20 protein-coding genes are annotated in these 26,661 nt (G+C 59.7%); 6 read left to right on the forward strand and 14 right to left on the reverse strand.

The window, feature by feature from the left end; genetic code table 11:
* The 4 genes from I6J19_RS01590 to mshA all read right to left on the reverse strand — a co-directional run bounded on the left by I6J19_RS01590 (position 1) and on the right by mshA (position 4,064).
* Positions 1 to 1,308 carry a sensor histidine kinase gene (locus I6J19_RS01590; RefSeq protein WP_187402546.1) on the reverse strand — a complete coding sequence of 436 codons (1,308 nt, stop codon included), beginning with the start codon at positions 1,306 to 1,308 and terminating at the stop codon, positions 1 to 3.
* A gap of 131 nt (positions 1,309 to 1,439) precedes the next feature.
* Positions 1,440 to 2,186: a phosphoglyceromutase gene (locus I6J19_RS01595; RefSeq protein WP_038627529.1), complete on the reverse strand. Its 747-nt coding sequence runs from the start codon at positions 2,184 to 2,186 to the stop codon at positions 1,440 to 1,442.
* A 70-nt stretch (positions 2,187 to 2,256) separates the two neighbouring features.
* Entirely contained in the window at positions 2,257 to 2,742 is a 486-nt protein-coding gene (locus I6J19_RS01600) for a type III secretion system chaperone family protein (RefSeq protein ID WP_038627527.1), read from the reverse strand.
* A 59-nt stretch (positions 2,743 to 2,801) separates the two neighbouring features.
* Positions 2,802 to 4,064 (reverse strand): D-inositol-3-phosphate glycosyltransferase, encoded by a 1,263-nt coding sequence (mshA, locus tag I6J19_RS01605; RefSeq protein WP_187402558.1) that lies wholly within the window; start codon positions 4,062 to 4,064, stop codon positions 2,802 to 2,804.
* A gap of 270 nt (positions 4,065 to 4,334) precedes the next feature.
* Between mshA and I6J19_RS01610 the strand changes: the two genes are divergently transcribed.
* Positions 4,335 to 6,170, forward strand: coding sequence for a long-chain-fatty-acid--CoA ligase (locus tag I6J19_RS01610; protein WP_080972799.1), 1,836 nt, complete (start codon positions 4,335 to 4,337; stop codon positions 6,168 to 6,170).
* A 295-nt stretch (positions 6,171 to 6,465) separates the two neighbouring features.
* Here I6J19_RS01610 and I6J19_RS01615 read toward each other — a convergent pair whose 3' ends face one another.
* Entirely contained in the window at positions 6,466 to 7,641 is a 1,176-nt protein-coding gene (locus I6J19_RS01615; protein WP_038629319.1) for a UDP-N-acetylmuramate dehydrogenase, read from the reverse strand.
* An 85-nt stretch (positions 7,642 to 7,726) separates the two neighbouring features.
* On the opposite strand from I6J19_RS01615, the gene I6J19_RS01620 reads away from it, so the two are divergent.
* From I6J19_RS01620 to purU, 3 genes are all read left to right on the forward strand, one after another.
* A complete protein-coding gene (locus I6J19_RS01620) occupies positions 7,727 to 8,224 on the forward strand; it encodes a DUF2505 domain-containing protein (protein WP_038627523.1) in 498 nt (165 codons plus the stop codon).
* A gap of 128 nt (positions 8,225 to 8,352) precedes the next feature.
* On the forward strand, positions 8,353 to 9,123 hold the full coding sequence (locus I6J19_RS01625) for an LmeA family phospholipid-binding protein (RefSeq protein ID WP_038627521.1): 771 nt from the start codon (positions 8,353 to 8,355) through the stop codon (positions 9,121 to 9,123).
* A gap of 17 nt (positions 9,124 to 9,140) precedes the next feature.
* On the forward strand, positions 9,141 to 10,046 hold the full coding sequence (gene purU / locus I6J19_RS01630; protein ID WP_038627519.1) for a formyltetrahydrofolate deformylase: 906 nt from the start codon (positions 9,141 to 9,143) through the stop codon (positions 10,044 to 10,046).
* A 128-nt stretch (positions 10,047 to 10,174) separates the two neighbouring features.
* On the opposite strand, the gene I6J19_RS01635 is transcribed toward purU, so the two are convergent.
* The 9 genes from I6J19_RS01635 to I6J19_RS01675 form a co-directional block, all read right to left on the reverse strand.
* Entirely contained in the window at positions 10,175 to 10,486 is a 312-nt protein-coding gene (locus tag I6J19_RS01635; RefSeq protein WP_042388363.1) for a DUF2516 family protein, read from the reverse strand.
* 124 nt (positions 10,487 to 10,610) lie between these two features.
* On the reverse strand, positions 10,611 to 11,960 hold the full coding sequence (locus I6J19_RS01640) for a DUF445 domain-containing protein (protein ID WP_038627517.1): 1,350 nt from the start codon (positions 11,958 to 11,960) through the stop codon (positions 10,611 to 10,613).
* 190 nt (positions 11,961 to 12,150) lie between these two features.
* Complete coding sequence (locus tag I6J19_RS01645) at positions 12,151 to 12,549, reverse strand: hypothetical protein (RefSeq protein WP_038627515.1); 399 nt, start codon at positions 12,547 to 12,549, stop codon at positions 12,151 to 12,153.
* Between the two features lie 40 nt (positions 12,550 to 12,589).
* Positions 12,590 to 13,339 carry a succinate dehydrogenase/fumarate reductase iron-sulfur subunit gene (locus I6J19_RS01650; protein ID WP_016421966.1) on the reverse strand — a complete coding sequence of 250 codons (750 nt, stop codon included), beginning with the start codon at positions 13,337 to 13,339 and terminating at the stop codon, positions 12,590 to 12,592.
* Entirely contained in the window at positions 13,339 to 15,357 is a 2,019-nt protein-coding gene (locus I6J19_RS01655; RefSeq protein WP_038627513.1) for a fumarate reductase/succinate dehydrogenase flavoprotein subunit, read from the reverse strand. The genes I6J19_RS01650 and I6J19_RS01655 overlap by 1 nt, the downstream gene beginning before the upstream one ends.
* Before the next feature lie 19 nt (positions 15,358 to 15,376).
* Positions 15,377 to 16,117 (reverse strand): succinate dehydrogenase cytochrome b subunit, encoded by a 741-nt coding sequence (locus I6J19_RS01660; protein WP_038627511.1) that lies wholly within the window; start codon positions 16,115 to 16,117, stop codon positions 15,377 to 15,379.
* A gap of 417 nt (positions 16,118 to 16,534) precedes the next feature.
* Complete coding sequence (locus I6J19_RS01665; protein ID WP_038627509.1) at positions 16,535 to 19,150, reverse strand: glycoside hydrolase family 65 protein; 2,616 nt, start codon at positions 19,148 to 19,150, stop codon at positions 16,535 to 16,537.
* 15 nt (positions 19,151 to 19,165) lie between these two features.
* The gene (locus I6J19_RS01670) at positions 19,166 to 19,939 is read right to left on the reverse strand and encodes an HAD family hydrolase (RefSeq protein ID WP_038627507.1); all 774 of its coding nucleotides are present in this window, start codon (positions 19,937 to 19,939) and stop codon (positions 19,166 to 19,168) included.
* Positions 19,940 to 20,296: 357 nt separating this feature from the next.
* Entirely contained in the window at positions 20,297 to 22,507 is a 2,211-nt protein-coding gene (locus tag I6J19_RS01675; protein ID WP_038627505.1) for a malate synthase G, read from the reverse strand.
* A 1,017-nt stretch (positions 22,508 to 23,524) separates the two neighbouring features.
* Between I6J19_RS01675 and aceA the strand changes: the two genes are divergently transcribed.
* Complete coding sequence (aceA, locus tag I6J19_RS01680; protein ID WP_038627503.1) at positions 23,525 to 24,817, forward strand: isocitrate lyase; 1,293 nt, start codon at positions 23,525 to 23,527, stop codon at positions 24,815 to 24,817.
* 215 nt (positions 24,818 to 25,032) lie between these two features.
* Positions 25,033 to 26,457, forward strand: a complete 1,425-nt coding sequence (ramB, locus tag I6J19_RS01685; protein ID WP_239122789.1) for an acetate metabolism transcriptional regulator RamB — start codon at positions 25,033 to 25,035, stop codon at positions 26,455 to 26,457.
* The last annotated feature ends 204 nt before the right edge of the window (positions 26,458 to 26,661 follow it).

Here is a 26,661-nt window from a genome sequence, read left to right on the forward strand (position 1 = left end):
TTACTTCATTCCTTCCTTGGAATCCTTGTTCTGGGAATCCTTATCCTTGCCGCGGGTTTTGCCCGTACCACGCTGCGCGCTTTTCTTAGCCACAAGTTTACCCGCAGGCGGAGTGTGCCCGATTGGCAAACGTGCAGATACATCGCCGTCATTCGACGCGGAACCGGTCTTGTCCATCAGCGGTAGCTCAATGGTGAAGGTCGATCCAGTGCCCAGTCGACTCCACAGCTTGACGGTTCCCTTGTGGTTCGCTGCGACGTGCTTAACAATTGCCAAGCCCAGACCTGTACCACCTGTCGCCCGCGAGCGTGCCTTATCCGCACGGAAGAAGCGCTCGAAGATGCGCTTCTGGTTCGCCTGAGAAATGCCAATACCGCGGTCAGTTACACGGATAGCGACGGTGTCGTTATCCTCCGTGACTGCAGTCACGGACACAGGCGTGGCCTCTGGCGAGTAGTTGATGGCGTTTGAAATCAGGTTGGACACCGCAGTGATCAGCAGGCTGCGATCACCTTCAACGACCAACTCCGGCTCACAGTCAACGGTGATTTCAATACCCGCTTGCTCCGCGAGCATCTGATTACGACGCACCGCTGCCTGGACGATCTCTTCAACCTTCACGGGCGACATGTCCGGCAGCGGCTCCGCCCCCTGCAGCTTCGACAGCGAGATGAGCTCCGTAATCATCGTCGACATCCGCTTGGACTCCTGCGTCAGACTCTCACTAAAGTGACGCACTGCCACCGGGTCGTCGGTAGCTTCATTCAACGCCTCAACCAACAGACTGATAGCCCCCACGGGAGTCTTAAGCTCATGGGAAACGTTGGCCACAAAGTCACGTCGTGCGGCTTCCATGCGAGCCTGTTCGGAGACATCCGCCGCGTAAATCACCACAAAACGGTCATCCACCAGTGACAGCGGAGTCAGCTGGCAACGGACGATCGTGTCCGGCGCCCCTGCCCGGCGCGACGGCAACACCAGTGTCAGCTCCTGGTCCTCCTGCGAGTCAAAAACCTTTTCTGCAGCTTCCCAGCCCACATCATTCAGGCGGCGCTCATAAACCAGCCCCAACTTGTGCGCCATGGAGTTGGACAAAATCAAATCACGGGAGATGTCAACGACCACCACCCCCGTCGGAGACTTCTGAATGGCCAGGTGCATGACCTGCGCCATGGTGGTTATTGTACTTTCCTCGTCGCTCCTCTGGCGCCGAGCGGCGTTATAGGCACCTGAGACAACTCCACCAAAAATCAGCACAGCTGCCATAACCGCAGCACCTAGTAGAGCAGCGATAATGATTTTTGACACGGGTCTTACCCTAAGCTCTTTTCACAATCCGCGCGCGCTGAAAAACTATTGCGCTCGCTAGCCCTAAATAAACCAAGGAGCACAGCCTCACTTGGCTGCGCCCCTTATCGGCCTATCAATCACCTACATATTTACTTGTTTCCCTGAGCGGCAACAGCAGCAGCACCTGCAGCTGCAGCTTCCGGATCCAGGTAGGTGCCACCCGGGTTCAAAACCTTGCCCTCAGCATCAAAATCGTAAACCAGCGGGATACCGGTCGGGATGTTCAGAGCGGCAATGTCCTCGTCCGAGATGTTGTCCAGGTGCTTGACCAGTGCACGCAGCGAGTTACCGTGAGCTGCCACCATGACAGTCTCACCGGCCTTCAGACGCGGCAGGATTTCCTCTTCAAAGTAAGGAATGAAACGCTTGACGACGTCCAGGAGGCACTCCGTGCGCGGAACCTCATCCAGGTTGGCATAACGCGGGTCATTAGCCTGCGAGAACTCGCTGTCATCCGACAGCTCCGGCGGCGGAGTGTCGTAAGAGCGACGCCAGGACATGAACTGGTCCTCGCCGTACTTCTCCTTGGTCTCTGCCTTGTTCAGACCCTGCAGAGCACCGTAGTGGCGCTCGTTCAGACGCCAGTCACGGATAACCGGAATCCACACCAGGTCAGCGGTATCCAGGGCAATGTGTGCGGTGTTAATTGCGCGACGCAGCAGCGACGTGTAGAGCACCTGCGGCTTCAGGTCTGCCTCTACGAGCAGCTCACCGGCACGTACTGCCTCAGCGCGGCCCTTGTCGGTCAGTGCAACGTCGACCCAGCCCGTGAACTGGTTGGATGCGTTCCACTCACTCTGGCCATGACGGACAAGAATCAGTTTTCCATTGCTCATACCCCCAATTGTGCCCCAAAACTGGACAGCCCGCCGTTCGTTGCCCCGCTATGTGGGTTACTACCCCCGGCTACTCAACCATGTGGCGGAACTGCTCCAGATTGGCCAGGTTTTCCCCGCGGTCAACCCGCCACTCCCACTCGCGCTTAATGGCCGATGCAAAGCCGCGTTCGAGGATCTGGTTGAAGTCCCCATCGGCCGTCTCCAGCAGCTGACCAAGGAGGCGATCGAGGTCATCGTCGGAAAGCTGAGCCGGCAGTTGACCAACCAGGTAGATGTCGCCTGCGGCGTCAATGGTGTAACCGATGCCGAACAGACGACGATTGCGCTGCAGCAACCACTTGTAGACGGCCTCGTGGTTTTCTTCGACAGCGCGACAAACGAAGGCTTCGACACGCAGGGAGTCAGGCGCCGGGATGAGACCAACGACGGTCTTTAGCTTCTTCTTACCAGGCAGAACCACCACGGCGGCATTGTCGGCAATGCCATGCTCAACACCGAGACGTTCTAGCTGCTCACCGAGGAATTTCAGCAGTCCTTGGATGTCCGTGCTCATCGTGAATCATCTCCCTGTTTATGTGGCTACGGCCCTGGCGATTCTGAAGCTAACGAAACCTACCGAGAGCCACCCGCATCCCGGATAGAGCCGGGACAATTTTCCTTTTGGAGTTCGGTTCGATGATAGACATCGGCCAACCGATCCACGGTCTTTTGCCAGGAAAACTCCAAGGAGTGCTCGCGCGCCTGGGTGGCCAACTTAATGCGCAGCTCGTCGTCCTCCACCAGGCGACCGAGGGCATCGGCCCAGGCTGCGGGCTCGTGACCGTCGACAAGCAAACCGCTGACCCCATCGTCGACAGCGATGGAGAGCCCGCCAACATTCGCCGCGACAACGGGAGTGCCGGTGGCCTGAGCCTCCATCGCCACCAACCCGAAAGTTTCGTTGTAGCTGGGCACGGCGACGATGTCTGCGGCCTGGTAGAGCTTCGCCAGGTCCTGCGGCGGGCGTGGGGGCATGAAACGGACTAGGTGATCGATCCCCTCTTCCGCGGCGAGATTGGTGAACTCGTCGGGCGCGTGCACCCCAGAACCGGACAGGCCACCGCAGATAATCACTCGGACATTAGTGGCGGGATAGCGACGCATGAGCTCGCCAACACCGCGCAGCAATACCTGCGGCCCCTTCAGCCGCTGCAGCCTACCAACGAACAAAATGACCTTAGTGTGCAACGGGATGCCCAGCTCACGACGGGACCGCTCGGTGGCACGATCGCTGCCCGGCGAAAAGAGCTCCACGTCCACCCCGGGCGGCACGACATTGATGCGCCACGGGTCGGCATCGTGGAGATCCGCGAGCTGCTTAGCTTCGGCATCTGTATTGACGATGAGCCGGCATGCATTGTCCACAATCTGCTGCTCACAAATACGACGCGATTCAGGCTCTGGCGTATCCCCCTCTGCTAGATGGAGGTTCTTCACCGCCGCCAGCGTGTGCGCCGTGTGCACAAACGGAATATCAAGCAAATCCGACAGCAACCACCCCACCTGGCCAGAGAGCCAGTAGTGCGAATGAATCAGGTCGTATTCAATCCCCTGTTTGCGGGCGAACTCAATAACCCCGCCAGCAAAAGCCGGCATCTGCGTAGCCAGGTCTGACTTCTCCAGCCCCTCATATGGGCCAGCCACTATGTTGATGACACGGAAATTCTCACTGACCTGAATCACCGGTCCATCGCTGGAACGCGTGGCGCGAGTGAAAACATCCACCTTCACACCGCGTCGCGCCAACTCCTCGCAGGTGCGCAGCACGTAGACATTCATGCCGCCAGCGTCACCGATGCCCGGTTGCTCCAGCGGAGAGGTATGCATGGAGATCATCGCGATGCGGTTCGGCCACGCCGGGGTATTAGAGGTGGTGCTTGGGGTGGCGGCATCTGCGCCCGCCGTTGCCGACGGAAATGTTTCGGTCATACTGCCCAGAGTGCCTATTCCAAGGGCAACCCCGCAAATGAGTACCTCAAATACGTGTATAGAAATCCTGACAATGCAGTGCGACGTACGGCACAATAGGGGTCGATACCTACTACGTCGTAAGTTATTATCACCTCACGACGTGGTCAGGTCACACACAAAAACTAGGAGGACCCCATGGCCGATACATCCAGCTCGCGCGCTGAAAATGACTCTGCCCCAGCTCACGGTTCCACACCCAACGCTGCGGTTTCCAAAGCCTGGCTGAACCTGTATCCGGAGTGGACCCCACCCCACATCGCCTACAACTTCGACACCCTCCTAGATGTCTACCGCCACACTCTGAGCAACCACCCGCGCCGCAAGGCACTGACCTTCTTCGGTCGCTCCACCTCCTATGCCGAGCTGGATGCCAAGGTTCGCAGCGTTGCCGCCGGCCTGCGCGCACTCGGTGTACGCAAAGGCGATCGCGTGGCACTGCTCATGCCGAACTGCCCGCAGCACGTCATCGCCTACTGGGCAGTTCTGCACCTCGGCGCTGTTGCCGTAGAGCACAACCCCCTCTACACCGCCCACGAGCTGCGCCATCCGTTCAACGACCACGGTGCCCGCTTTGCCATCTGCTGGGACAAGATCGTCCCCGTACTTGAAGACCTTCGCAGCAACACCCCGCTCGAGACCATCATTGCGGTCAACATGCTGCAGGACCTGCCGTTTGTCATGCGCACCGCCCTGTCGATCCCGCTGCCGAAACTCCGCGCCGCCCGCGCTAAGCTGCACTCTTCCGCACCGCAGGTCATGGGTTTTGATGCTTTGCTTCACGACGCCGTCGGCGGAGACGGCCACGACCTCCAGGCCGATGAGTCCATCACTGCCGATGACACTGCAGTGATGATGTACACCTCTGGCACCACGGGCTCGCCGAAGGGCGCGCAGCTGAGCCACCGCGGGCTGGTCGCCAACATTCTGCAGGGTAAGGCCTGGGTACCGGGCCTTGGCAAGGAGCGGGAAATCTCCCTTGGCATCCTGCCGATGTTCCACGCCTACGGCCTGACCATTGTCACTAACTTGTCCATGCTGATTGGCGCTGAACTGGTGCTGGTGCCGTCACCGGAGATTCCGCTGATCATGAAGGTGATGAAGAACAATCGCCCAACATGGGTTCCTGGTGTGCCGACCCTCTACGAGAAAATTGTCGAAGCGGCCGAGCTGGATAATGTCGACCTCTCCGGCGTGAAGTTCGCCTTCTGTGGCGCCGCTACCCTGCCGGTTTCCCTCGTGCAGAAGTGGGAGAAGCTCACTGGTGGTCGCCTTGTCGAAGGCTACGGCCTCACCGAAACCTCTCCGATTATCGTCGGCAACCCGATGGACGGTAACCGCCGCCCGGGATACGTTGGCCTGCCGTTCCCTGACACCGAGGTCGCCATCGTTGACCCCGATGATCCCACCAGACTCCGCGCTGACGGCGAGGAGGGCGAGGTCATCGTCCGAGGCCCACAGGTTTTCGCCGGTTATCTCAACCTCCCCGAGGCAACGGAGAAGTCCTTTACCGATGGGCCTGCTGAGCTACCCGCTGGCGACCGTTGGTACCGCACCGGCGATGTCGGAGTCATGGAGTCGGACGGCTTCATCAAGTTGGTTGCCCGCATCAAAGAAGTCATCATCACCGGTGGCTTCAATGTCTACCCGGCCGAGGTCGAGGAAGTACTGCTCTCCCACCCGGATATCACCGATGCCACGGTCGTCGGCCTGCCAAAGAGCGACGGTTCCGAGATGGTCGTGGCCGCGATCACCCTTGCTGACTACGCCCGACTGGATTCCGACGCCTACCGCGACCACTGCTACGAAAACCTGACCCGGTACAAGGTGCCGCGCGCATTCTTCCACCTGGAGGAACTACCTCACGACCAGATGGGCAAGGTCCGCCGCCGCGATGTCCGCGACGTGCTGCTCACGCAGCTGGAGCAGAAGGGCCAGAGCGTGGATTCGCTTTCCCACCGCAAGCACCATTAGTTCACGGTGGGTTTATAGCCGGGATAGGAGCCTGGGTAGAGCTGGCTCCTCCCTTCCCCTTAAGGCGGATTCCCGGCTCCCTCCCCCCCAGACTTAGTGACTAGGTTTATGGCAAAAAACTGCGGGTAAATGCAATTCACGCGTCATAAACCTAGTCACTTTCTCTATCCCCGCCCATTGAGAGAAGGCCCGGGAGCGCAAGCTGAGGACTACTCAGTGGTTCTGTCAGCCCCAGCGGCCTCATCAGTCACGCCAGCCTCTCCAGCCCCCTGGCCATCAGCCACCCGCCGCGGGCCTAATCAATGCTCACGCCGACCCACACCGGCTCGGGCACCAGGGTCACGCCGAATGCCTTTTCCACACCAGCGCGCACATCGCGCGCCAAAGCCACCAAGTCGGCGGCGGTCGTGGGCGTACCATCCCCGGACATCCCGCGGTTGGTCAGGGCAAGAGTGTGCTTAGTCGACAGTCGTGCGGGCGCACCGTCCCCGGGGTAGCCCTTGGGGAACCCGGCGCGCTCGATAAGCCACGCCGCCGAGAGCTTCACGGCCCCCTCGTGGCCGGGGCCAGCGGGGAAAGCGGGCATATTCGCGGCCTCATCGGTCCCACGCAGCGCGGCAACCTTTGCACGCACGGTCTCCACCGAGTTCTCCGGAATGATCGGGTTGGTAAAGAAAGAACCCGCCGACCAGGTATCGCGGTCAGCATATTCGAGAACCATGCCCTTGCCCCGGCGCAGCTCAAGCACCTTTTCGCGCACCAGCTCAGCCGGCCTGCGAATCTCGCCAGCCGCAGCCTCGGCCTCGTCGACGCCCAGGCGCCGCGCCAGTTCGCCATAGCGAAGTGGCGCGGACATCCCATCCACGCTGAGCTCGAACCGCACGGCCAGCACCACTGCCCGTGCGGTGAACTTCAGGTTCGAGTAGCGGTAGGAAAGGTCGAGGGACTCCGGTTCCACCCACTCGACCGAGCCGGTTGCGCGATCGTAAAGCTGCACCGCGTCCAGAACCTGCGATACCTCAGCACCGTAGGCACCAACATTTTGCACCGGCGTGGCTCCGGCCGATCCCGGAATACCCGACAGGCATTCCAGGCCGCCAAAACCGGCGTCGACACTCATCTCCACGACCTCGTCCCAGACTGCACCGGCCTCGGCCTCCACGATTGCCGACACGGACTCCAACCCGTGTCCGCGAGTGCTCATGGTCACGTTGTCAGCCTCAATCACCACAGCCACCAGCGGCTCGAGTTCATCGGCTACCACCAGGTTGGATCCGCCTCCCACGATGAGGAGGGGCACGTTAGCGTCGTCAAGCGTGCGTACAACATCGACCACAGCGTCCGTCGTGCTACACCGGACGACGGCACGCGGCACCCCGCCGAGGCGGAGCGTCGTCAGATCCGAGAAAGCGGTACGCGTGCTGAGCTCCACCCCCTCTAGCCCCGCAAGCCCATCGATGGCTTCTTCCATGTCGGAGGTCAGGTGAATTGGGTTCGGCGATTGGTCGAGATTTTCCACGCCCCTAGCGTAGTGCAAATTACGTATCATCAAGCGCATGACTACGACTAACACGCACACCGTCAACTTCGACCAGCCGATTGAGAAGGTTTACGAGGCCCTCACCGACGCCGGTTTCTGGGAGAAGGTCGCGAACCGTTTCTCGGCAGCTGACGGCAAGGTGGAAAAGTTCGAGACCACCGACGCTGGCACCACCGTCGTGATTCGCCAGACCGTCGCTGCCGACAAGATTCCGGCGCAGGCGCAGAAGTTCGTCAAGTCCGGGGTCGGCATGACGCGCACGTTCGTCATCAGCCCGCTTAACGACGACGGCGCGACCTCCACCGTGACCACAGAAGCCTCGGGCGTACCGGCGTCCTTCAGTGCGTCCCAGAAGCTCACCGCCCAGGGCGAAGGTGCAGTGCTGACCACCAACTCCGAGTTCGCCATCAACGTGCCGCTGCTCGGTGGCAAGCTCGAGGAGAAGGCAGCTCCGTACCTGGAGCGCGTCCTCAACGCTGAGACCGCGGTACTGGCGGACTACGTCGCTAAGTAGGTTGCGCACCGGGGGGGGGCACCGGGTGGCACCGGGAAAGGGTTTGCCAGGCTTGCCGGGCTCCCCGGCGGATACCTGGCGAAGAAAGGTGGTAGCGACGGAGCCGTCGTTAAGCAAGACTGGGAACCATGAGTTCTGCTAAACGCTCTTCGAGCGTCAAAGTCCTGCCCACCGTCCTCGGTGTCATCATCGTGGTGGCGCTTATTGCGATTGCCAGCGAAATCGGCGTCCGGATGTTCGTGAGCAAGGAGATTTCCGACGGTTACCGCACCTCCGCCGAGGAGCGTGGTGCGACGGTCACTGAGGACCCCAAGGTTTCTTTCGGCACCCGCCCGATGCTGCTCGCCTTGGCCACGAAGTCGGTGCCCTCGATGGATCTGTCCACTCCGAACACACTGGAGGTCAAGAACCCGGAGGCGCTGGGTGGCGCACCGGAGATCAACGGTGACCCGGCAGCGGAAGTGCACCTGGAAAACGTGGATCTGAGCAATCGCGCGGATCCGACGGCAGAGTCGCTGCGAGTAGATGTCACGATCCCACCTCAGCTGCTGCAGGCGCTGATTAACCGGGAAAGCGATGTACGCGCTTCCACAATCACGCCGCTGCCGGACGAAGGCCTGTTCAATATTGAATTCGCCTCCGGATTTGCGACCTCCAAGTTCCGCCCGATTGCCAACGGCGGTCATATCGAAATCAACCTGGAGGGCGGCTCAATCCTCGGCTTAAACCTCGATGGCCTGGCCGGCTGGCTGGGAGAAGCGAGCGGTACGCTGTTGAGCTACGACATCGGCCACGGCATGCAGGTGGAGGAAGCGCACGTCACCGGGAAGGGCCTGGCGTTGACCCTGACGGGCGCAAATCTTCCTTTGTCGACCGTGAGCGAACTTACCTTTAGCTAGCAGGTAAGATACCGAGAATGACTCGCTCTCTCATCACCGCAAAAAGCGGTACTCCCACCGAGCGCCAGTACATCTTCTCGCTCGGCTGTCCAGACCGTACCGGTATCGTTTCCACCCTGTCGACCTTCCTGTCCGACATTGGTGCGTGGATTACCGAGGCGGACTTTTTCTCCGACCCGGAGACCGGATGGTTTTTCACTCGCCAGGCGGTCCGCGCCGACGCGCTCGACCTGACTGTAGAAGAGCTGCGCGAGAAGTTCGCTGAGCTCATCGGCGATTGGGGCCCTGAGGTCCGCTGGAAGGTCACCGACAACGCTGTCCCGAAGCGCGCTGTCATCCTGGTGACCAAGGAAGGCCACTGCCTGCAGGATCTGCTCGGCCGCGTCGCACAGTCGGACTACCCGATGGAAATCGCTGCAGTAGTTGGCAACCACCGCGATCTGGAGCCACTGGTCGCAGCGTATGACATTCCTTTCCACCACGTGCCCTTCCCCAAGGATGCCGTCGGCAAGCGTAAGGCATTCGATGAGGTCGCCGAGATTGTCGACGCCGAAAACCCGGATGCCATCGTGCTCGCACGTTTCATGCAGATTCTGCCGCCGGATCTGTGCGAGAAGTGGGAAGGCCGCGCGATCAATATCCACCACAGCTTCCTGCCGTCGTTCATGGGCGCGCGCCCGTACCTGCAGGCTTATCGACGTGGTGTGAAGCTCATCGGTGCCACCTGCCACTACGCCACTGAGGACCTCGACGATGGTCCGATTATTGAGCAGGACGTCATGCGTGTCTCCCACAAGTACACCGCTGCGGACATGCAGCGTGAGGGGCGCGATGCGGAGAAGCAGGTCCTCGCCCGCGGTTTGCGCTGGCACCTGGAGGACCGTGTGCAGGTTTACGGCAACCGCACCGTGGTGTTCCAGTAGGTTTTCAGGGAACCAGCCCCAAAAAAAGAAAGTGTCTGGGGTTATGACAAAATAACCGGGTTTTTCACCCAGAAACTGTCATAAACCCAGACACTTTCTCAGTAGTGCAGCCTAGCACCCGCCCGGGACTAATAACCGCCCTGAGCGTTCGACAAAATGTCCTTGATCTGTGGGCGGACATCCAACCAGTAAATACCCGTGATGACTAGCCCGGCAATCAGCGGGATGCCCAGCATTGCCCAGCCCAGCCACGGCAGGAGCAGGAAGATAGCCGAACCGACCAGCATGCCGGCCCAGACGTTGCGGCTCTTGCGGTCTGCAGCGTCAAAGGCATCCGCGCGGGTGGTGATGACAAGCACCGCACCGATTAGCGCCAAGATGCCGATGACAAACGGAATGGCGAACTGAAACAGGACGTCCACATAGACGGAAATCGCCATTAGCGGCGAGTCCGCAAGACTGGGCAAAGATGGTAACAGGCGCACCGGGGGAACAACTCCTTTAACAGGGATGCATTGCTTTTTACATGCTAACGCACACCGTCTGATGTGCTGGGTTGTGCTGCTAAATAGCCCCAAACACCAAGGTCGACAGGGTGTAAATGGCCAAACCGGCCAGCGATCCGACAACTGTGCCGTTAACGCGAATGAACTGCAGATCGCGACCGACCATCAGTTCAATCTTGTCGGAAGCTTCATCGGCATCCCAACGCTCGACGGTCTCGGAAATGATCGAGGTAATCTCGCCCGCGTAATTCTCAGCGATGAAGACGACAGCCGCTTCCAAACGGCGGTCCATTCGTTTGCGCAACTCAGGATCAGACTGGATCCGGTCGCCGTAGCGGGCGGCCGTTTCCGAGACCTTCCGACGGAGCAGGGAGTCCGGGTCGCGGGCAGCGTCGACAAGCTTTGCGGATGTTGATGCCCAAATCTTCGCCGGCGCCTGTGTGACGGCGGCGGACGAAAGAATGTCAGTCTTAATTTCTTCGACCTTGGCGATGGTCTTCTCGTCGTTCTGCAAGTCTATGGCGAGCTGCGTGAGGAAGCGGTGGAGTGCCAGGCGCGCGTCGTGCTTAGAGTCATGCTGCACCTGCCAGGTCCAATCAACCAACTCGCGATAGACCTTGTCGCCGATGAGATCGTTGACAAAGCTCGGCGCCCAGGATGGGGCGCGCTCTCCGACGAGGCGGTCGATAAGATTCTGCGAGCCCAGCGACTTCCGGTGCAGCCACTCAGCCATCTGCTGGACGATGGGCTCGGTGCGCCCCTCTTCAATCAGCTGCTCGAGAACCTTACCCGCTGGTGGCCCCCACTCCGGAGCTGCAACTTCGTCGATGACTGCTGACTTCAGCACTGCGGCGGCATCGTCGGGATTAATCGCCTCCAGCACATTTCCGGTGAACTTACCGACCTCTGCTGACACTTTGTCGGCGTTTCCCGGCGCTACCAGCCATTCGCCGATACGCTCAGGGAGCTCGGCCTTACGCACCTTGTCCACAATCAAAGCGGGGTTCAGGAAGTTGTCTCCGACGAACTGCGCCAGGGACTCACCGACCTGGTCCTTCTTACGGCGGACGATAGCGGTGTGTGGGATAGGAATGCCGAGCGGGTGGCGGAACAGAGCTACGACCGCGAACCAGTCGGCGAGGGCACCGACCATGCCGGCCTCAGAAGCAGCGCGAACGTAGCCCACCCACGCGGGCACAACTTCGCCTGCGGATAAGTGTGAAGACTCAATACCGCGGCATGTGAAATACACAGCGGTTGCGATGACCAGCAGCATTGTAGCGAAAGCCTTGGCCTTACGCAGTTGCGCACGTTTTTCCGCTTCAACCTCAGGTGATGGCCCGGGAACTTCAAGACGGTCCGAGACCGTATCTACAGCTGCCGGGAGCTTAGCGGGGTTGTTATCCATGTGTATAGATTAGGCGCCGAAAACGCGAAAATGCCACCGCGCCGCAGTCCGCTGTTGGTGAGAGAGGTACTTCTCAGTACTTCCTCACCCCAGCACACTGTGCACAGTGGCATCAACTGTGGAGGTGCTAGTTCAAAAGGCTAGCGTTGCATCCGCCTAGAGGCGAGCCCCTTTAAACTGGGGCAAGCCTTTAGTGGTGAGTGCCGAATTCCTTTCGGTAAGCCTTGTAGTCACGACGACCGATGGAGATGCAGGCCACACCCGCAATAACCATAACCAGTGCGACTACCAGGCCAGCCCACATGAACACGCTGCCGTCGAAGTTCCAACCACCGGTGTAGTCGGTGTAGTTGGCGGCATCCTTAGCCAGGAAACCATTGCTGTGAGAGGCAGCAGTCTGGTCGGCAAAAACGGTCGTTGCGAGACCGAAAATGAAGGTACCCCAAGCCGCCAGAGAGGCGAGAATGAGACCCATGCCAATCCAGGTAATGCTCTTGTGAAGCGAGGAGTATTCGGCATTCATGCTCTGAGGCACGTAACCGTCGACGAAGTGCTCTTCGCCCTGGTAACGCTTGACTGCATTCGCCATAATCTATGTCCCTTCTGGAAAACTCTAATCGAGAAAGAGTCTAGTCGTCCTTACCGCGGAAGAACGAACGAGCTCGTTCCTTGGTGACGGCGGCAACCGCAGTCAGCGGGATACCTGCCGGGCAGACGTCAGCACATTCACCATAGAGGGAGCACGGACCGAAGGTGCCTTCGACCTCGTCAACCATCTTGCGGGCACGCTTGCCACGCTCTTCCTTACCCAGCGGGACCAGGGAAAGGTGAACCAGCTTTGCGCCGGTGAACAGGTGTGCAGCACCGTTCGGGCAAGCTGCGACACAAGCACCACAGCCGATGCAGGCTGCGTGGTCAAGTGCGAACTCAGCGGTCTCGTGGTTCAGGTGCAGAGTATCTGCATCCGGAGCGGTACCAGCGTTGATGGAGACGTAGCCACCCTGCTCGAGGACACGGTCCAGAGCGGAGCGGTCAACGACCATGTCCTTGATGACCGGGTATGCGGCGGAGCGCATCGGCTCGATCTTCAGGGTGTCACCATCGCTGAACTGGTGCAGGCGCTGCTGACAGGTCGGGGTGTTCTGGCCCGGGCCGTGCGGACGACCGTTGACGTTCAGACCACAGGTACCACAGATACCCTCACGGCAGTCAGATGCGAACGCGAACGGCTCCTTGCCGGACTCGACGTACTTGGAGTTGACGTGGTCAAGCAGCTCCAGGATCGACATCTCTGCGACGGCGTCGTCAACGTCAACGGATTCAAAGTGTCCCTCGACGTTCGGACCTGCTTGGCGCCAGATTTCAAGGTGCAGTTTCATTACTTGTAGTTCCTTGTCATGAGCGGGACGGCTTCGAAGGTGAGCGGCTCGGCGTGGCGAATGAATTCGTGACCGGACTGATCCCATGCAGGACCATTGTTGCCTCGCTCCCATGCGGAAACGAAGCACCAGTTAGCGTCATCGCGCTCTGCCTCGCCATCTTCGGAGATGTGGTCATCGCGGTAGTGAGCACCGCAGGACTCATCGCGGTCGAGGGCGTCGACACACATGAGCTCACCGAGGTCGATGTAGTCAGCAACACGGTTAGCGTACTCGAGCTGCTGGTTCATCTCATTCGGCTCACCCGGGATGAACAGGTCAGACCAGAATGCCTTACGCAGTTCGCGGATCTCCTCGATACCACGAGCCAGGTCTTCCTTGTTACGGGCCACACCACAGTCGCGGTAGAGAATCTCACCGAGCTGGCGGTGGAAGTACTCAGCGCCGTGCTTACCCTGGATGCTCATCAGCTTGTCCAGGCGAGCCTGAGCGCGGTCCAGTGCTTCCTTGGCCTCCGGGGCATCCTCAGCCAGGCGGTCGGTACCGAGCAGCGGGCCAAGGTAGTTCGGAATGGTGAACGGCAGGGTGAACCAACCGTCGACCGAACCGGACAGCAGGGAGTTTGCACCCAGGCGGTTTGCACCGTGGTAGGTCCAGGATGCCTCGCCACCGGTGAACAGACCCGGGATGGAGGTCATCTGGTTGAAGTCAGACCACAGACCACCCATGGTGAAGTGGCAGGTCGGAGCAATGCGCATCGGAACCTTGTACGGGTCCTCACCGATTGCCTCTTCGTACATCTGAATCAGGTTCGAGTAGCGTTCCTTGATGACCGGCTGGCCCAGGCGCTCAATTGCGTCACGCAGATCCAGGTAGACGGAGTTCTTCAGCGGACCAACACCGTAGCCGGCGTTAATCTGCTGAGAGTTGGCACGGGAAGCGACGTCACGCGGGACGAGGTTACCGAATGCCGGGTAGCGACGCTCCAGGAAGTAGTCGCGCTCGTCCTCCGGGATGTCGTTGGCCGGGCGCTCGTCGCCCTTCTTCTTCGGGGTCCAAATACGTGCGTCGTTACGCAGGGATTCGGACATCAGAATGGTCTTCGACTGCCAGTGCGCGTTGACCGGAAGACCGGTCGGGTGGAACTGGATGAAGGACGGGGATGCGAAGTAAGCACCCTGGTCGTATGCACGCATGATGGCCGAAGCGTTGGAGTTCTTGGCCAGCGTGGACATGTGGTAGACGTTGCCGTAACCGCCGGTAGCCAGAATAACTGCGTGAGCAGTGTGAACGGTCAGCTCACCATTGATGAGGTTACGCATGATGGCACCCTGGCAACGGCCGTCGGCGACGATGATGTCAACCAGCTCGTTGTGGGTGAAGATCTCGACGTTGCCGAGACCAATCTGGCGCTGCAGAGCCGAGGTAGTCGACAGCTGCAGCTGCTGACCCGTCTGACCACGAGTGTAGTACGTACGGGAGACCTGCACACCACCGAAGGAACGGGTTGCCAGGGTACCGCCGTACTCGCGAGCGAACGGAGCACCAATTGCATTCAGGTGGTCGATGACGCGGACGGACTCGACAGCCAGACGCCAGCAGTCGTTCTCGCGGCAGCGGTAGTCGCCGCCCTTAACGGTGTCCTTGACGTGGCGGTAAGCGCCGTCGTTGTCGACCTTCTTACCGCGAGCGGAGTTGACACCACCCTGTGCAGCAATGGAGTGCGCACGGCGCGGAGCGTCGTGGTAGGTGAAAACCTGCACGTCGTAACCGAGCTCACCGAGGGCAGCAGCGGCAGCGCCACCAGCCAGGCCGGTACCGACGACCATGACGCGGAACTTACGACGGTTCAGCGGCGAAACCAGGTTGGCGTGATCCTTCTGGTACTGCCAGTGGTCCTTCATGGAGACCTTGTCACCCGGGGAGTTATCGGACAGAACCTTGCCGATCTTGACCCCGTCGACAACGCTTTCCGGCGCGCGGAAGTCCGCAGCGACGGTTGCTTCAGTGTTAGTCATAGTAAATTTCCTCCTCGACCTACGAGACCAGACCGGTCAGGACGGCGACTGGGATGAAGATGTTGCCGACAACAACCAGCAGCGGCAGCAGGCCGGACAGGAACAGCAGAACCTTGCGCCAGCGCTTACCGGTGATACCGAGGTCGGAAGTAGCAGTCCACAGACCGTGGGACAGGTGCAGCAGCAGAGCGAGCTGCGCAATGATGTACCAAACAACAACACCCGGACGCGAGAAGGACGCAATCACGTTCTGGTACGCCTCACCGTGCTCGAAAGAAGACGGAGCAACGCCAGCACCGATGGTCAGGTCCAGCAGGTGGAAGATGATGAAGGCCAGCAGCACGATGCCGGTGATCACCATCGAACGTGCAGTAAAGGTGTTCCAGCTGGACACCATGCCCTGACGGCGGAACTTGCCGCGGGACTGCTTAGCACGTGCAGCCAGGGTGAGGCCACCGAAAATGTGCAGGACAATAGCTACCAGCAGGACAATGCGGAAAATCCACAGAATGCCCTCGTTCGGAACTGCCGGAGCACCGACAGTGCGCAGGAAGGTCGCGTATGCGTTGAAATCTTCCGCGCCAGCGAAAATTTTCAGGTTACCCAGCATGTGGACAATAACGAAGAGGCCAAACAGCACGCCAGTGACGGCCATGGTCAGCTTCAGAGCCCATGAGGGGTATTTAGGCTGCTCGCGCAGCGGTTCTACATTAATTTTGCCGTGCGCGATTGCGTCACGGTTTGAACTTTTAACAGTCATGGCACCTCCAGTGTCATATTCACTCTAAAGTCACACAGCGCCTGGTAAACATTTTTCCCCCTTTTGGGTGGGGATTTTCACAGGTTACCTAGGGCTTTTCTCCGCCTTTTCTCAGGTTATCGCATTTTAGCCACTTCTGATGTCGTCGCTGTATAAAACCCCTTCCCCACCATAAAAACGCCCCTACCCCGACTTTTGCCGATTTTTCACCCGCCCAAACCAGCTAATAACGCAACATAAATAGCACGAAAATAAAAAACCGCCCACTTTTCTCAGGTGGACGGTTTTAATACTCAATAATTATGTTGCGAAATTCTTTATTTTTACCCCTGCCGAATTCCCCAAAGAACCCAAACAGCCACCCCCAACAGGCAATCCCCCCCCCCATTGGCACCGTGCACAGCCGAAGCCGTCCGACTAATCCTCGCTCTGATCCGAGTTCGCCATCACCACGGTCAACGGCTCCGGACCAATGATCACCTCATGGCTCGCGACCATAATCGGTCCAACCTGGTGGTCGCCCTCCTCCAGGGCGACTTCCACCGTGCGGCCACGCACCGTCACCCGGATACGACAACCATGAATAGTGACTCGGTACGTCAGACCACTCCAGTCTTCAGGCAGACGCGGATCGATACTGTAGCGGCCATCGTGGTCACGGAAACCACCGAAGCCATAGACCAGGGACTGCCATACTCCACCGGCAGATGCGACGTGGACACCATCGGCAGCGTTGCCATGCAGGTTCGCCAGGTCCACATAGAGTCCGCGTAGGAAGAAGTCCATTGCCTGCTCCTGCAAGCCCAACTCGGCCGCAACAATGGACTGCACAACAGCGGACAGCGAGGAATCACCAGTGGTGAGCGGATCGTAATACATGTAGTCTGCGCGCTTTTGTTCCGTCGTAAAGCGATTTCCCATGAGGAAAAGCGCAAGGACGACGTCCGCCTGCTTAATGACTTGGTGACGGTAAATCGTCAGCGGGTGGTAATGCAGCAGCAGCGGGCGCAGCGGGCCAACCTCGGGGTCGTCGAGATTCCAGCGTTTGCGCAGCAGGAACTGGTCATCCTGAGGGTGAATGCCGAGCTTCTCATCGAACGGGATGTACATCGCCTCAGCGGCCTGCTCCCACTCTTCAACCTCTCGCTCGGTGAGATCGAAGCGGTTGGTCAGTTCGCGGTAGGCGGCGGGGCGATCGCGCTTCATCTGCTTGACGACGTCCGCCGCAACCCGCAGGTTATACTGCGCCATCACGTTGGTGTACAGGTTGTTGTTCACCACCGTGTTGTACTCATCTGGGCCGGTGACGCTGTGAATCTGGAATTCGCGATGCTCGGCATCGAAGAATCCCAGCGACATCCAAAATCTGGCTGTGCCGAGCAGCAAGTCCGTGCCCTCCTTGAGCAGGAACTCCTCATCGCCGGAGGCATAGACGTACTTCATCATTGCGTACACGATGTCCGCATCGATGTGGTATTGCGCCGTGCCGGCCTCAAAGTAGGCTGAGGACTCCTGACCATTGATAGTGCGCCACGGGAAGAGGGCACCGTCGTGCGCCAGTTCGTCGGCACGCGCCCACGCGGCTTCGAGCATGTCCCAGCGGAAGCGCATGGCATTGCGTGAGAATTGCGGCGACGTATAAGTAAGGAATGGGGTCACGTAGATTTCCGTGTCCCAGAAGTAGTGGCCTCCGTAGCCGGTGCCGGTCATTCCCTTGGCCGGCACACCTTGGAATTCGGCGCGGGCGGCGGCCTGGATAATCTGCCAAATGTTCCAGCGCACTGCCTGCTGAATCTCCGGCTGATTGTAAATAACCACGTCAGAGCGCTCCCAGAAGCGTTCGAGCCACTCCTCCTGGTTCTCCATCAGCCTCAGCATGCCGATGCGTCCGACGCGGTTCAGGGTGCGCTCACAGCGGAATGCCAGCTCTTCGGCACGCACCTTGCGGGATGAGTGGTACGCGACCAGCTTCTCCAGGCGGATGACAGTGCCGACCGGCGCATCCAGGTTGAACAGGGAGCTGGCCACATCCGGCTCGGTCGACTGCGAAACCTCTACGAACGGCTCCGTGCCGTCGGGAGTGCGGACAGTAAAGGTGTGGTCCATGGAAGTGGCCACGGTCATACCGGAGTTTGCGCAGCGGTAGCCCAGCGTCGAGCGCTGCCCGTGCGCCGATTCCGACTGAAATGCTGGAATGAGCACGCGGTCTTCCAGCGCCTCGGCGCGACGGGGATCCAGTTCGGTGCCCTGCGCCTTGGCGGCATCGTGGTACTCGTCCTCGCCGTCCTGGCGGTTGAGGATCTGCGAGTTGATCATCACCGCAGCATCCGCATCCAGCAGCTCGACTTCCAGACTCATCGCGGCGACATGCTTTTCCTGGAAAGACACCATGCGCTCAGAGGTGACGCGAACGTGCTTGCCACCCGGGGTGCGCCAAATGAACCGACGACGCAGCACCCCCTCACGGAAATCCAGGCTACGTTCGTAGTCGCTGACCTCAGCATTGCCGAGACGCAGGGGCTCATCGTCAATGTAGAGACGCATTGCCTTGGCGTCCGGAGCGTTGACAATCGTCTGCCCCTGGCGGGCTAGACCGTAGGCGTCCTCGGCGTGCCTAATCGGCCATGTCTCATGCAGACCGTTGATATAAGTGCCGTGTTCACTGGAGTCACGACCCTCCGGCGGATTGCCACGCATGCCGATGTACCCGTTCGACAGCGCAAACAGCGTCTCGCCCAAACCGAGCGGGAGGCCGTTCGGCTTCGTCTCAATCAGACGCCACTCATCGACCGGAGTGATGTCTCGGTCCATGAGTCCCTCGGCATTCACCAGGTGGTGGTGCTTATCCGCACGACCCGCCGGGAAGTTGCGACGCTGCTTACGACGAACTGGGGACACCGTCTCCTCCTGTTTTTCAGCCTCGGCGGTCTCCGCGTCGTGCCCCTGCCCCTGCGGAATCACACGCTCGGTCTCGTCGACTGCTGCCGTGGTCGAATCGTTGGCCATGATGCCTTCCGGTTTTCTCTCAGCCATTTGTCACGAGCCAGCCTAGACGAGTTCCGCCAAGTCACTGACCACAATGTCGGCACCCGCTCGGCGCAGCGCTTCTGCGCCAGCACCGCGGTCAACACCAATGACCAGACCAAATGCGCCGGCTGCACCCGCTTGCACACCGCTGATGGCATCCTCAACCACCACAGCATCGCGCGGTGCCACCCCCAGATTCTCCGCCGCGTACACGAAAGTATCGGCGGCTGGCTTACCCGGCAGGTTGTTCTCGTGCGCCACCACGCCGTCAACAATCTCCACGAACCGCTCACGCAGCCCAGCGGCCGTCAGCACCGGCACCGCGTTCTTCGACGAGCTGACCACCGCCAACTGCGGTTTTTCGCTTGCCGACGAGTCCCCCGCGCCCTGTAACTCGTCGAGCAGCGCTACCGACCCCGGGTAGGCCTCGATTCCTTTCTCGACTCGCGCCAGGAAGTCATCGTTCTTGCGCTTCCCGAGCCCCACAATCGTCTCGTCTTTCGCTGTGTCCTCATCGCTACCGTGTGGCAGCGAGATGCCGCGAGATTCCAGGATTGCTGCGATGCCCTCATCGCGGCGGCGACCATCGAGGTAGGTGAAATAGTCCTCCTCTGTGTAGGCCGAGACCCCCTTGTGCTCGAAGTAGTCGCTAAACATGTCCGCCCACGCCTGCTCGTGCACATCGGCGGTAGGGGTAATCACTCCGTCGAGGTCAAAGAGGATTGCGCCCGCGCTATGGAGGAATTCTTTGGCCTTTGCAAGGTTGGTAGCACTGTCGGTCGTGGAATTAGTCATGGGGGTCGCAGCTCCTTGGACGTTGCAGACTGCATATTCGCAATTAACTTCTCAATCAACGCTAGCAACGTTGCCCCTAGCCCGCTTGTGAACCCGGGTATCTCAAATTCTGAGCGCGCAGGTGCCACACACTGGCAACGGTTGGGGCTCTCAGTGCACACACCGCGGGTGCTTCCAACTCGGGTAGTTCCAACGCACGCCCTCTAAGCACGCGCAACCACCACAGCAAAACAAACTGCCGGGTATATACGGAATTGGCTTTAGAAATCAGCCAACAACACATACACACCGGCAGTTTGGTGGTTATTTAGTTAGTTCGGCTCGGCAGTCGCCTGCTAACCCTAGCCTGACCCAGAATTAATCCTGGTCGATGCCCTCGCGCTTCTTGAACTCCAGGCGACGGCGGTGCAGGATCGGCTCGGTGTAACCGGACGGCTGGTTGACACCGTCGAGGATGAGCTCCTTGGCAGCCTGGAAACCAATGGACTTGTCGAAGTCCGGGGCCATCGGCAGGTACGCCTCATCGCCCTCGTTCTGGCGGTCAACAACCTCGGCCATACGCTGAAGCGAATCGATAATCTGCTCCTCGGTGACAACACCGTGCAGCAGCCAGTTAGCCAGAGTCTGGGAGGAAATACGCAGGGTAGCGCGGTCCTCCATCAGGTCAACATCGTTGATGTCCGGCACCTTGGAGCAGCCAACACCCTGCTCAACCCAGCGGATAACGTAGCCCAGGATGGACTGGCAGTTGTTGTCCAGCTCGTTAGCCTTGTCCTCATCGGACCAGTCAGCGCCCGGCTCGCCAGCCTTAGCTGCCGCTACCGGGATGGTGAGCAGATCACCGAAGGTGTCGCGGCGACCGTCGGTAAGCAGCTTGTCCTGAACGCCGAAGACGTCAACCTCGTGGTAGTGGGTAGCGTGCAGCACACCACCGGTCGGGGACGGAACCCACGCGGTGGAAGCACCCTGCTTCGGCTGACCAATCTTCTGCTCCAGCAGCTCGGCCATCTGCTCGGTCATAGCCCACATACCCTTACCGATCTGAGCCTTGCCCTGCAGGCCGTGTGCCAGACCGGAGTCGACGTTGTTGTCCTCGTAAGCCAGCATCCACGGAGCGGTCTTCTGAACAGCCTTGCGGAACATCGGACCAGCCTGGATGGAGGTGTGGATCTCATCACCAGTGCGGTCCATGAAGCCGGTGTTAATGAAAACGACACGCTCGGAAACAGCCTTGATGGCGGCGTCCAGGTTGACGGAGGTACGACGCTCCTCGTCCATCAGGCCGACCTTCAGGGTGTTGTGCGGCAGACCCAGCAGCTTCTCCACATCAGCGAACAGCTCGTTGGTGAATGCAGCCTCATCCGGGCCGTGCTGCTTCGGCTTCACAATGTAGATAGAGCCGGTACGGGAGTTCTTACGTGCGTTGTCCTGGTCCAGGCCCGGGATTGCACAAGCAGCGGTGATGACGGCATCCATGATGCCCTCGAAGATCTCCTCGCCGTCGCGGTCGAGGATGGCCGGGTTCTGCATCAGGTGACCGACGTTACGGATCAGGTTCAGGGAACGACCGTGCAGGGTGACCTCGGAACCGTCGAGCGCGGTGTAGGTGCGGTCGTCGTTGATGGTACGAGACAGCTTCTTGCCGCCACGGGTGAACTCGACTGCGAGGTCACCGACGTTCAGGCCCAGCCAGTTGGTGTAACCCAGGGTCTTGTCTGCAGCGTCAACTGCGGCGACAGAGTCCTCGAGGTCCATGATGTTGGTGACAGCGGCTTCCAGGATGATGTCCTTGACGCCGGCCTTGTCGGTCTTGCCGACCGGGGACTCCGGGTCAATCAGCAGCTGGATGTGCAGACCGTTGTGCTTGAAGTAAATGGACTCCGGTGCGTCCTTGTCGCCGGTGTAGCCGACCAGGGTCTCCGGCTCGCGCAGACCGGAGGTAGCGTCACCTTCCAGGGTTGCCTGCAGGTGACCGTCGACGATGTCGTAAGAGATGACGTCCGCGTGGGAACCGTCAACCAGCGGCAGAGCCTTGTCCAGGAAGTCACGGCCCCATGCGATAACACGGTCACCACGGACCTTGTTGTAGCCCGGGGTGTCCTTCTCCGCACCGCCATCTTCAGCAATAGCGTTGGTACCGTACAGCGCGTCGTAAAGCGAGCCCCAGCGTGCGTTCGCAGCGTTGATGGCGAAACGGGCGTTGAGGACCGGCACAACCAGCTGCGGACCAGCGGTGGAAGTAATCTCGGTGTCGACGCCCTCGGTGGTGACCTGGAAGTCACCCGGGTTGTCAACGAGGTAGCCAATTTCCTTCAGGAATGCGACGTACTCATCCTGGTTCTGCTTGCCCGGGTGTTCCTTGTACCAAGCGTCGAGCTTTTCCTGCAGCTCATCGCGCTTGGCCAGCAACTCGCGGTTGCGCGGAGTGTACTTAGCGACAATGTCACCGAAGCCGTTCCAGAACGCGTCCTTGTCCTCAATGCCGGCGGCGGGGAGTGCGGTGTCATTAACAAAGTCGTAAAGAACCTTCGCGACCTGCATTCCACCTGCCGAAATACGCTGTGCCATTGCTCTCCTCAAAACTATTGATTGCAATTTGCCCATCCAGCCACAGCCACGTCAGCGGCTCACGCACTGGATGCGTTGTTCCCCTACTGTATGTGATTCGGCGCACTTATGGACCGTCTTTTTTCATAACCCCCAACCGCCAGCCCGGTATAGCGCCGCTCACATTTGCTATTTCATTCGCTTTACGACGAGCACCCCGCGAACAGGCCCTACCCCTCCCCGATGACCATTCGGGCATTCAATCCCGACTCCACAACCAGCTCTCCCCACCCGCCTTGACCGCAGCATCCCTCGCACTCTTTCCTCCAGCCACGAAACAACACACGCAATGGGAAAGTGTCGCGCCTCACAGGCATTTACTATTGCGACCTGCACATCAACGGCCACCAACCAATCGTGTCGCGGCAGCCTCCACCTTCAAACCAGACCATAAAAGCGAGATGGCAACCGAAGCTCTGGCCACCATCCACGAACGCTCCGGCGGGGTATTGACGGTGTAACGGCAGTGTATTTAGAAGCCCGTTTCTACCTTTACGGCCGCGATTTCGGGGGTAGCGAATCACCCCCTAAACCCCAAACACTGTTAACGACCAGCTTTGATAATTACCAAAATATAAATCACCCCAAAGTGGGGGGAACATTATTAACGGGGCCATCACAGGAAAATAACAGTACGAATGTACCGCCCGGTCACAGGCAAAAATAGCTAAAGCCAAGCTACACATTGCAATGTTTGCAAACTTCACAAGTGTTATCCGGGTTACATACTTGAATTCACATCCAGAGTTGCTTGACGAACTTAGCGCTATGCCCCAAAATGTGAGACATGGCACGCGGAAGCGGACATTGTTTTTGTTCGCGTGTTTGTGTGCAGGGGTACGGCATTTTGCTAGCACCCCCTGCATTCACGTGACACCGCGGTCACTATCGGGTCAGCATGTAGATCGGTTCTGTCGGAATTGTTCTTAAGTCAGCACCCGGAGTTCGAAAAGCAAGCAAAAGGAAGTGACTCCGTTTATGTCTAACGTTGGTAAGGCACGTACCGCCGCCGAAATCCAGAAGGATTGGGACGAGAACCCGCGCTGGGAAGGTATCACCCGCGACTACACCGCTGAGCAGGTTGCTGAGCTCCAGGGCACCGTCGTCGAGGAGAACACCCTCGCTCGCCGTGGCGCCGAGATCCTGTGGGAAGGCGTCAACGTTAAGGACGACTCCTACATCAACGCTCTGGGTGCACTGACCGGCAACATGGCCGTTCAGCAGGCTCGCGCTGGCCTGAAGGCTGTCTACCTCTCCGGTTGGCAGGTTGCTGGTGACGCTAACCTCTCCGGCCACACCTACCCGGACCAGTCCCTGTACCCGGCTAACTCCGTGCCGAACGTCGTTCGCCGCATCAACAACGCTCTGCTCCGTGCAGACGAGATTGCTCGCATCGAGGGCGACGACTCCGTCGACAACTGGCTGCTGCCGATCGTCGCTGACGGTGAGGCTGGCTTCGGTGGCGCTCTGAACGTCTACGAGCTGCAGAAGGCCATGATCAACGCTGGTGCCGCTGGTACCCACTGGGAGGACCAGCTCGCTTCCGAGAAGAAGTGTGGCCACCTGGGCGGCAAGGTCCTGATCCCGACCCAGCAGCACATCCGTACCCTGACCTCTGCTCGCCTGGCTGCTGACGTCTCCAACACCCCGACCGTCATCATCGCCCGCACCGACGCTGAGGCCGCCACCCTCATCACCTCCGATGTTGATGAGCGCGACCAGAAGTTCATCACCGGCGACCGCACCTCCGAGGGCTTCTACCACGTCCAGAACGGCCTGGAGCCGTGCATCGATCGTGCGAAGTCCTACGCTCCGTACGCTGACATGATTTGGATGGAGACCGGTACTCCGGACCTCGAGCTGGCTAAGAAGTTCGCTGAGGGCGTCAAGGCTGAGTACCCGGACCAGCTCCTGGCTTACAACTGCTCCCCGTCCTTCAACTGGTCCGCTCACCTCGAGAAGGACGAGATTGCCAAGTTCCAGAACGAGCTGGGCAAGATGGGCTTCAAGTTCCAGTTCATCACCCTGGCTGGCTTCCACGCCCTGAACTACGGCATGTTCGACCTGGCTTACGGCTACGCTCGCGAGCAGATGTCCGCATTCGTCGACCTGCAGAACCGCGAGTTCGAGGCTGCCGAGAAGCGCGGTTTCACCGCTGTCAAGCACCAGCGCGAGGTTGGCGCTGGCTACTTCGACCGCATCGCCACCACCGTCGACCCGAACTCCTCCACCACCGCCCTGAAGGGCTCCACCGAGGAGGGCCAGTTCTAAGTCACCCGGCTTAGGGCTTAGGTCTAAGACCTAGCTTCAACACCCAGCGAGGGCTGCACCTGCAGCTTTCGCTGGGTGTTTTTTGTGCGTTCATCGACGTGTCGACTCCGGGCCGTCGTGAAGCGTGCCAGAGAACCTGAGCGCCTACGCACCTAAGCAAAGGTTGCAACGGCTTTCTACACAAATTCAGCAAAGCCCGCGATATGCTGAGCAGTATGTCGAAAACCTATGTCGGATCCCGCCTCCGCCAGCTACGCCGCGAGCGCGACCTCAGCCAGGCCGCGCTCGCACAGGCGTTGGGCCTCTCGGCTAGTTACGTCAACCAGATCGAGCACGACGTCCGCCCACTAACCGTTCCTGTTCTGCTTCGTATCACGGACACATTCGGCGTTGACGCGACTTTCTTCTCCCGCGATGACGACTCCCGCCTCCTCGCTGAGGTCCAGGACGTGGTGATGGACAAGGAGATCGCCAAGTCCCCCATGGATCTGCAGGAAATCTCGGAAATGGTTCGCGACCACCCTGATATCGCCCGCATCATGGTGGACATCCACCGCCGCTACCGCAACGTCACCGACAAACTCTCCCTGGCCACCGAGGAGCGTAACTTCGGCAACAGCACCGACACCGCCTCCGGCTCACAGGCGCTGACCATGCCACACGAGGAAGTCCGCGACTACTTCTATGCCCGCCAGAACTACATCGCTTCGGTCGACACGGCCGCCGAGGAGCTGGCCCGCGAGCTGCGCATCACCGACGAGACCACCGATGTGGTCTCTGTGCTGGCCGACAGGCTGTCCAACGACCATGGGATTCGGATTGCGCTGGAATCGTCGTTAGGCGATGTGCAGCACAGCCTTGATCGGCGGACGAAGACGCTCTACCTCGCGCGGCACCTCTCGCCGGGGCAGCGGGCCTTCCGCATGGCCACGGAGCTGGGGTTTTTGGAGCAGGGCGAGACCATTTCCGAGGCTGTCGCGTCCGGGCATTTCATGTCGGAGGAGTCGAGGAAACTGGCACAGCGCGGTGTCGCGACATACTACGCTGCGGCGCTAATTCTGCCGTATGAGTCGTTCCATGCGATGGCTGAGTCGAAACGCTACGACATCGAGCTGTTGTCGCGCACGTATGGAGTCGGCTACGAGACCATCTGCCACCGACTGTCCACGATGCAACGTCCCAGCTTGGGCGGCATTCCGTGGACATTCGTGCGCGTCGACCGCGCGGGCAATATGTCCAAACGCCAATCCGCCACGGGCTTCCACTTCACGCATTCGGGCGGTACCTGCCCGCTGTGGAACGTCTACGAGACCTTCTCCTATCCCGGCAAGGTCATGCGGCAGGTCGCGCTCATGCCGGATGGTCGGCCCTACATGTGGATTTCGCGGACCGTGGAGCATCATGCGGCGCGTTTCGGCAAGCCAGGTAAGGTTTTTGCCATCGGTTTGGGCTGCGAGGCCCGGCACGCTGAGCGCACCGTGTACGCCGACGGACTCGATCTCGCGGACCTCGACGCCGCCACTCCGATTGGCGCTGGCTGCAGGGTCTGCTCCCGCGAGGCATGTCCGCAGCGCGCGTTCCCGCCGATTCATCGGGATATCGACATCAACATGCACCGCTCCACCGTCTCACCGTACTAATTCGCTTTACGACGGGCGCAGGGGCGGCCTGTTTGCGGGGGGCTTGGTTTGCGGGGGAAGATCCCAAAAAAGAAGACCCCCAAAAAAGAAAGTGCTTAAGTTTATGACACTTTCGCACCGATTTTCACGGTCAAACTGTCATAAACTTAAGAACTAACTCGTATCTACCTGAGCCGGGACCAGCGAAAACTGGCCCTAGGCCAA

Source organism: Corynebacterium amycolatum, assembly GCF_016889425.1.
Lineage (GTDB): Bacteria > Actinomycetota > Actinomycetes > Mycobacteriales > Mycobacteriaceae > Corynebacterium > Corynebacterium amycolatum.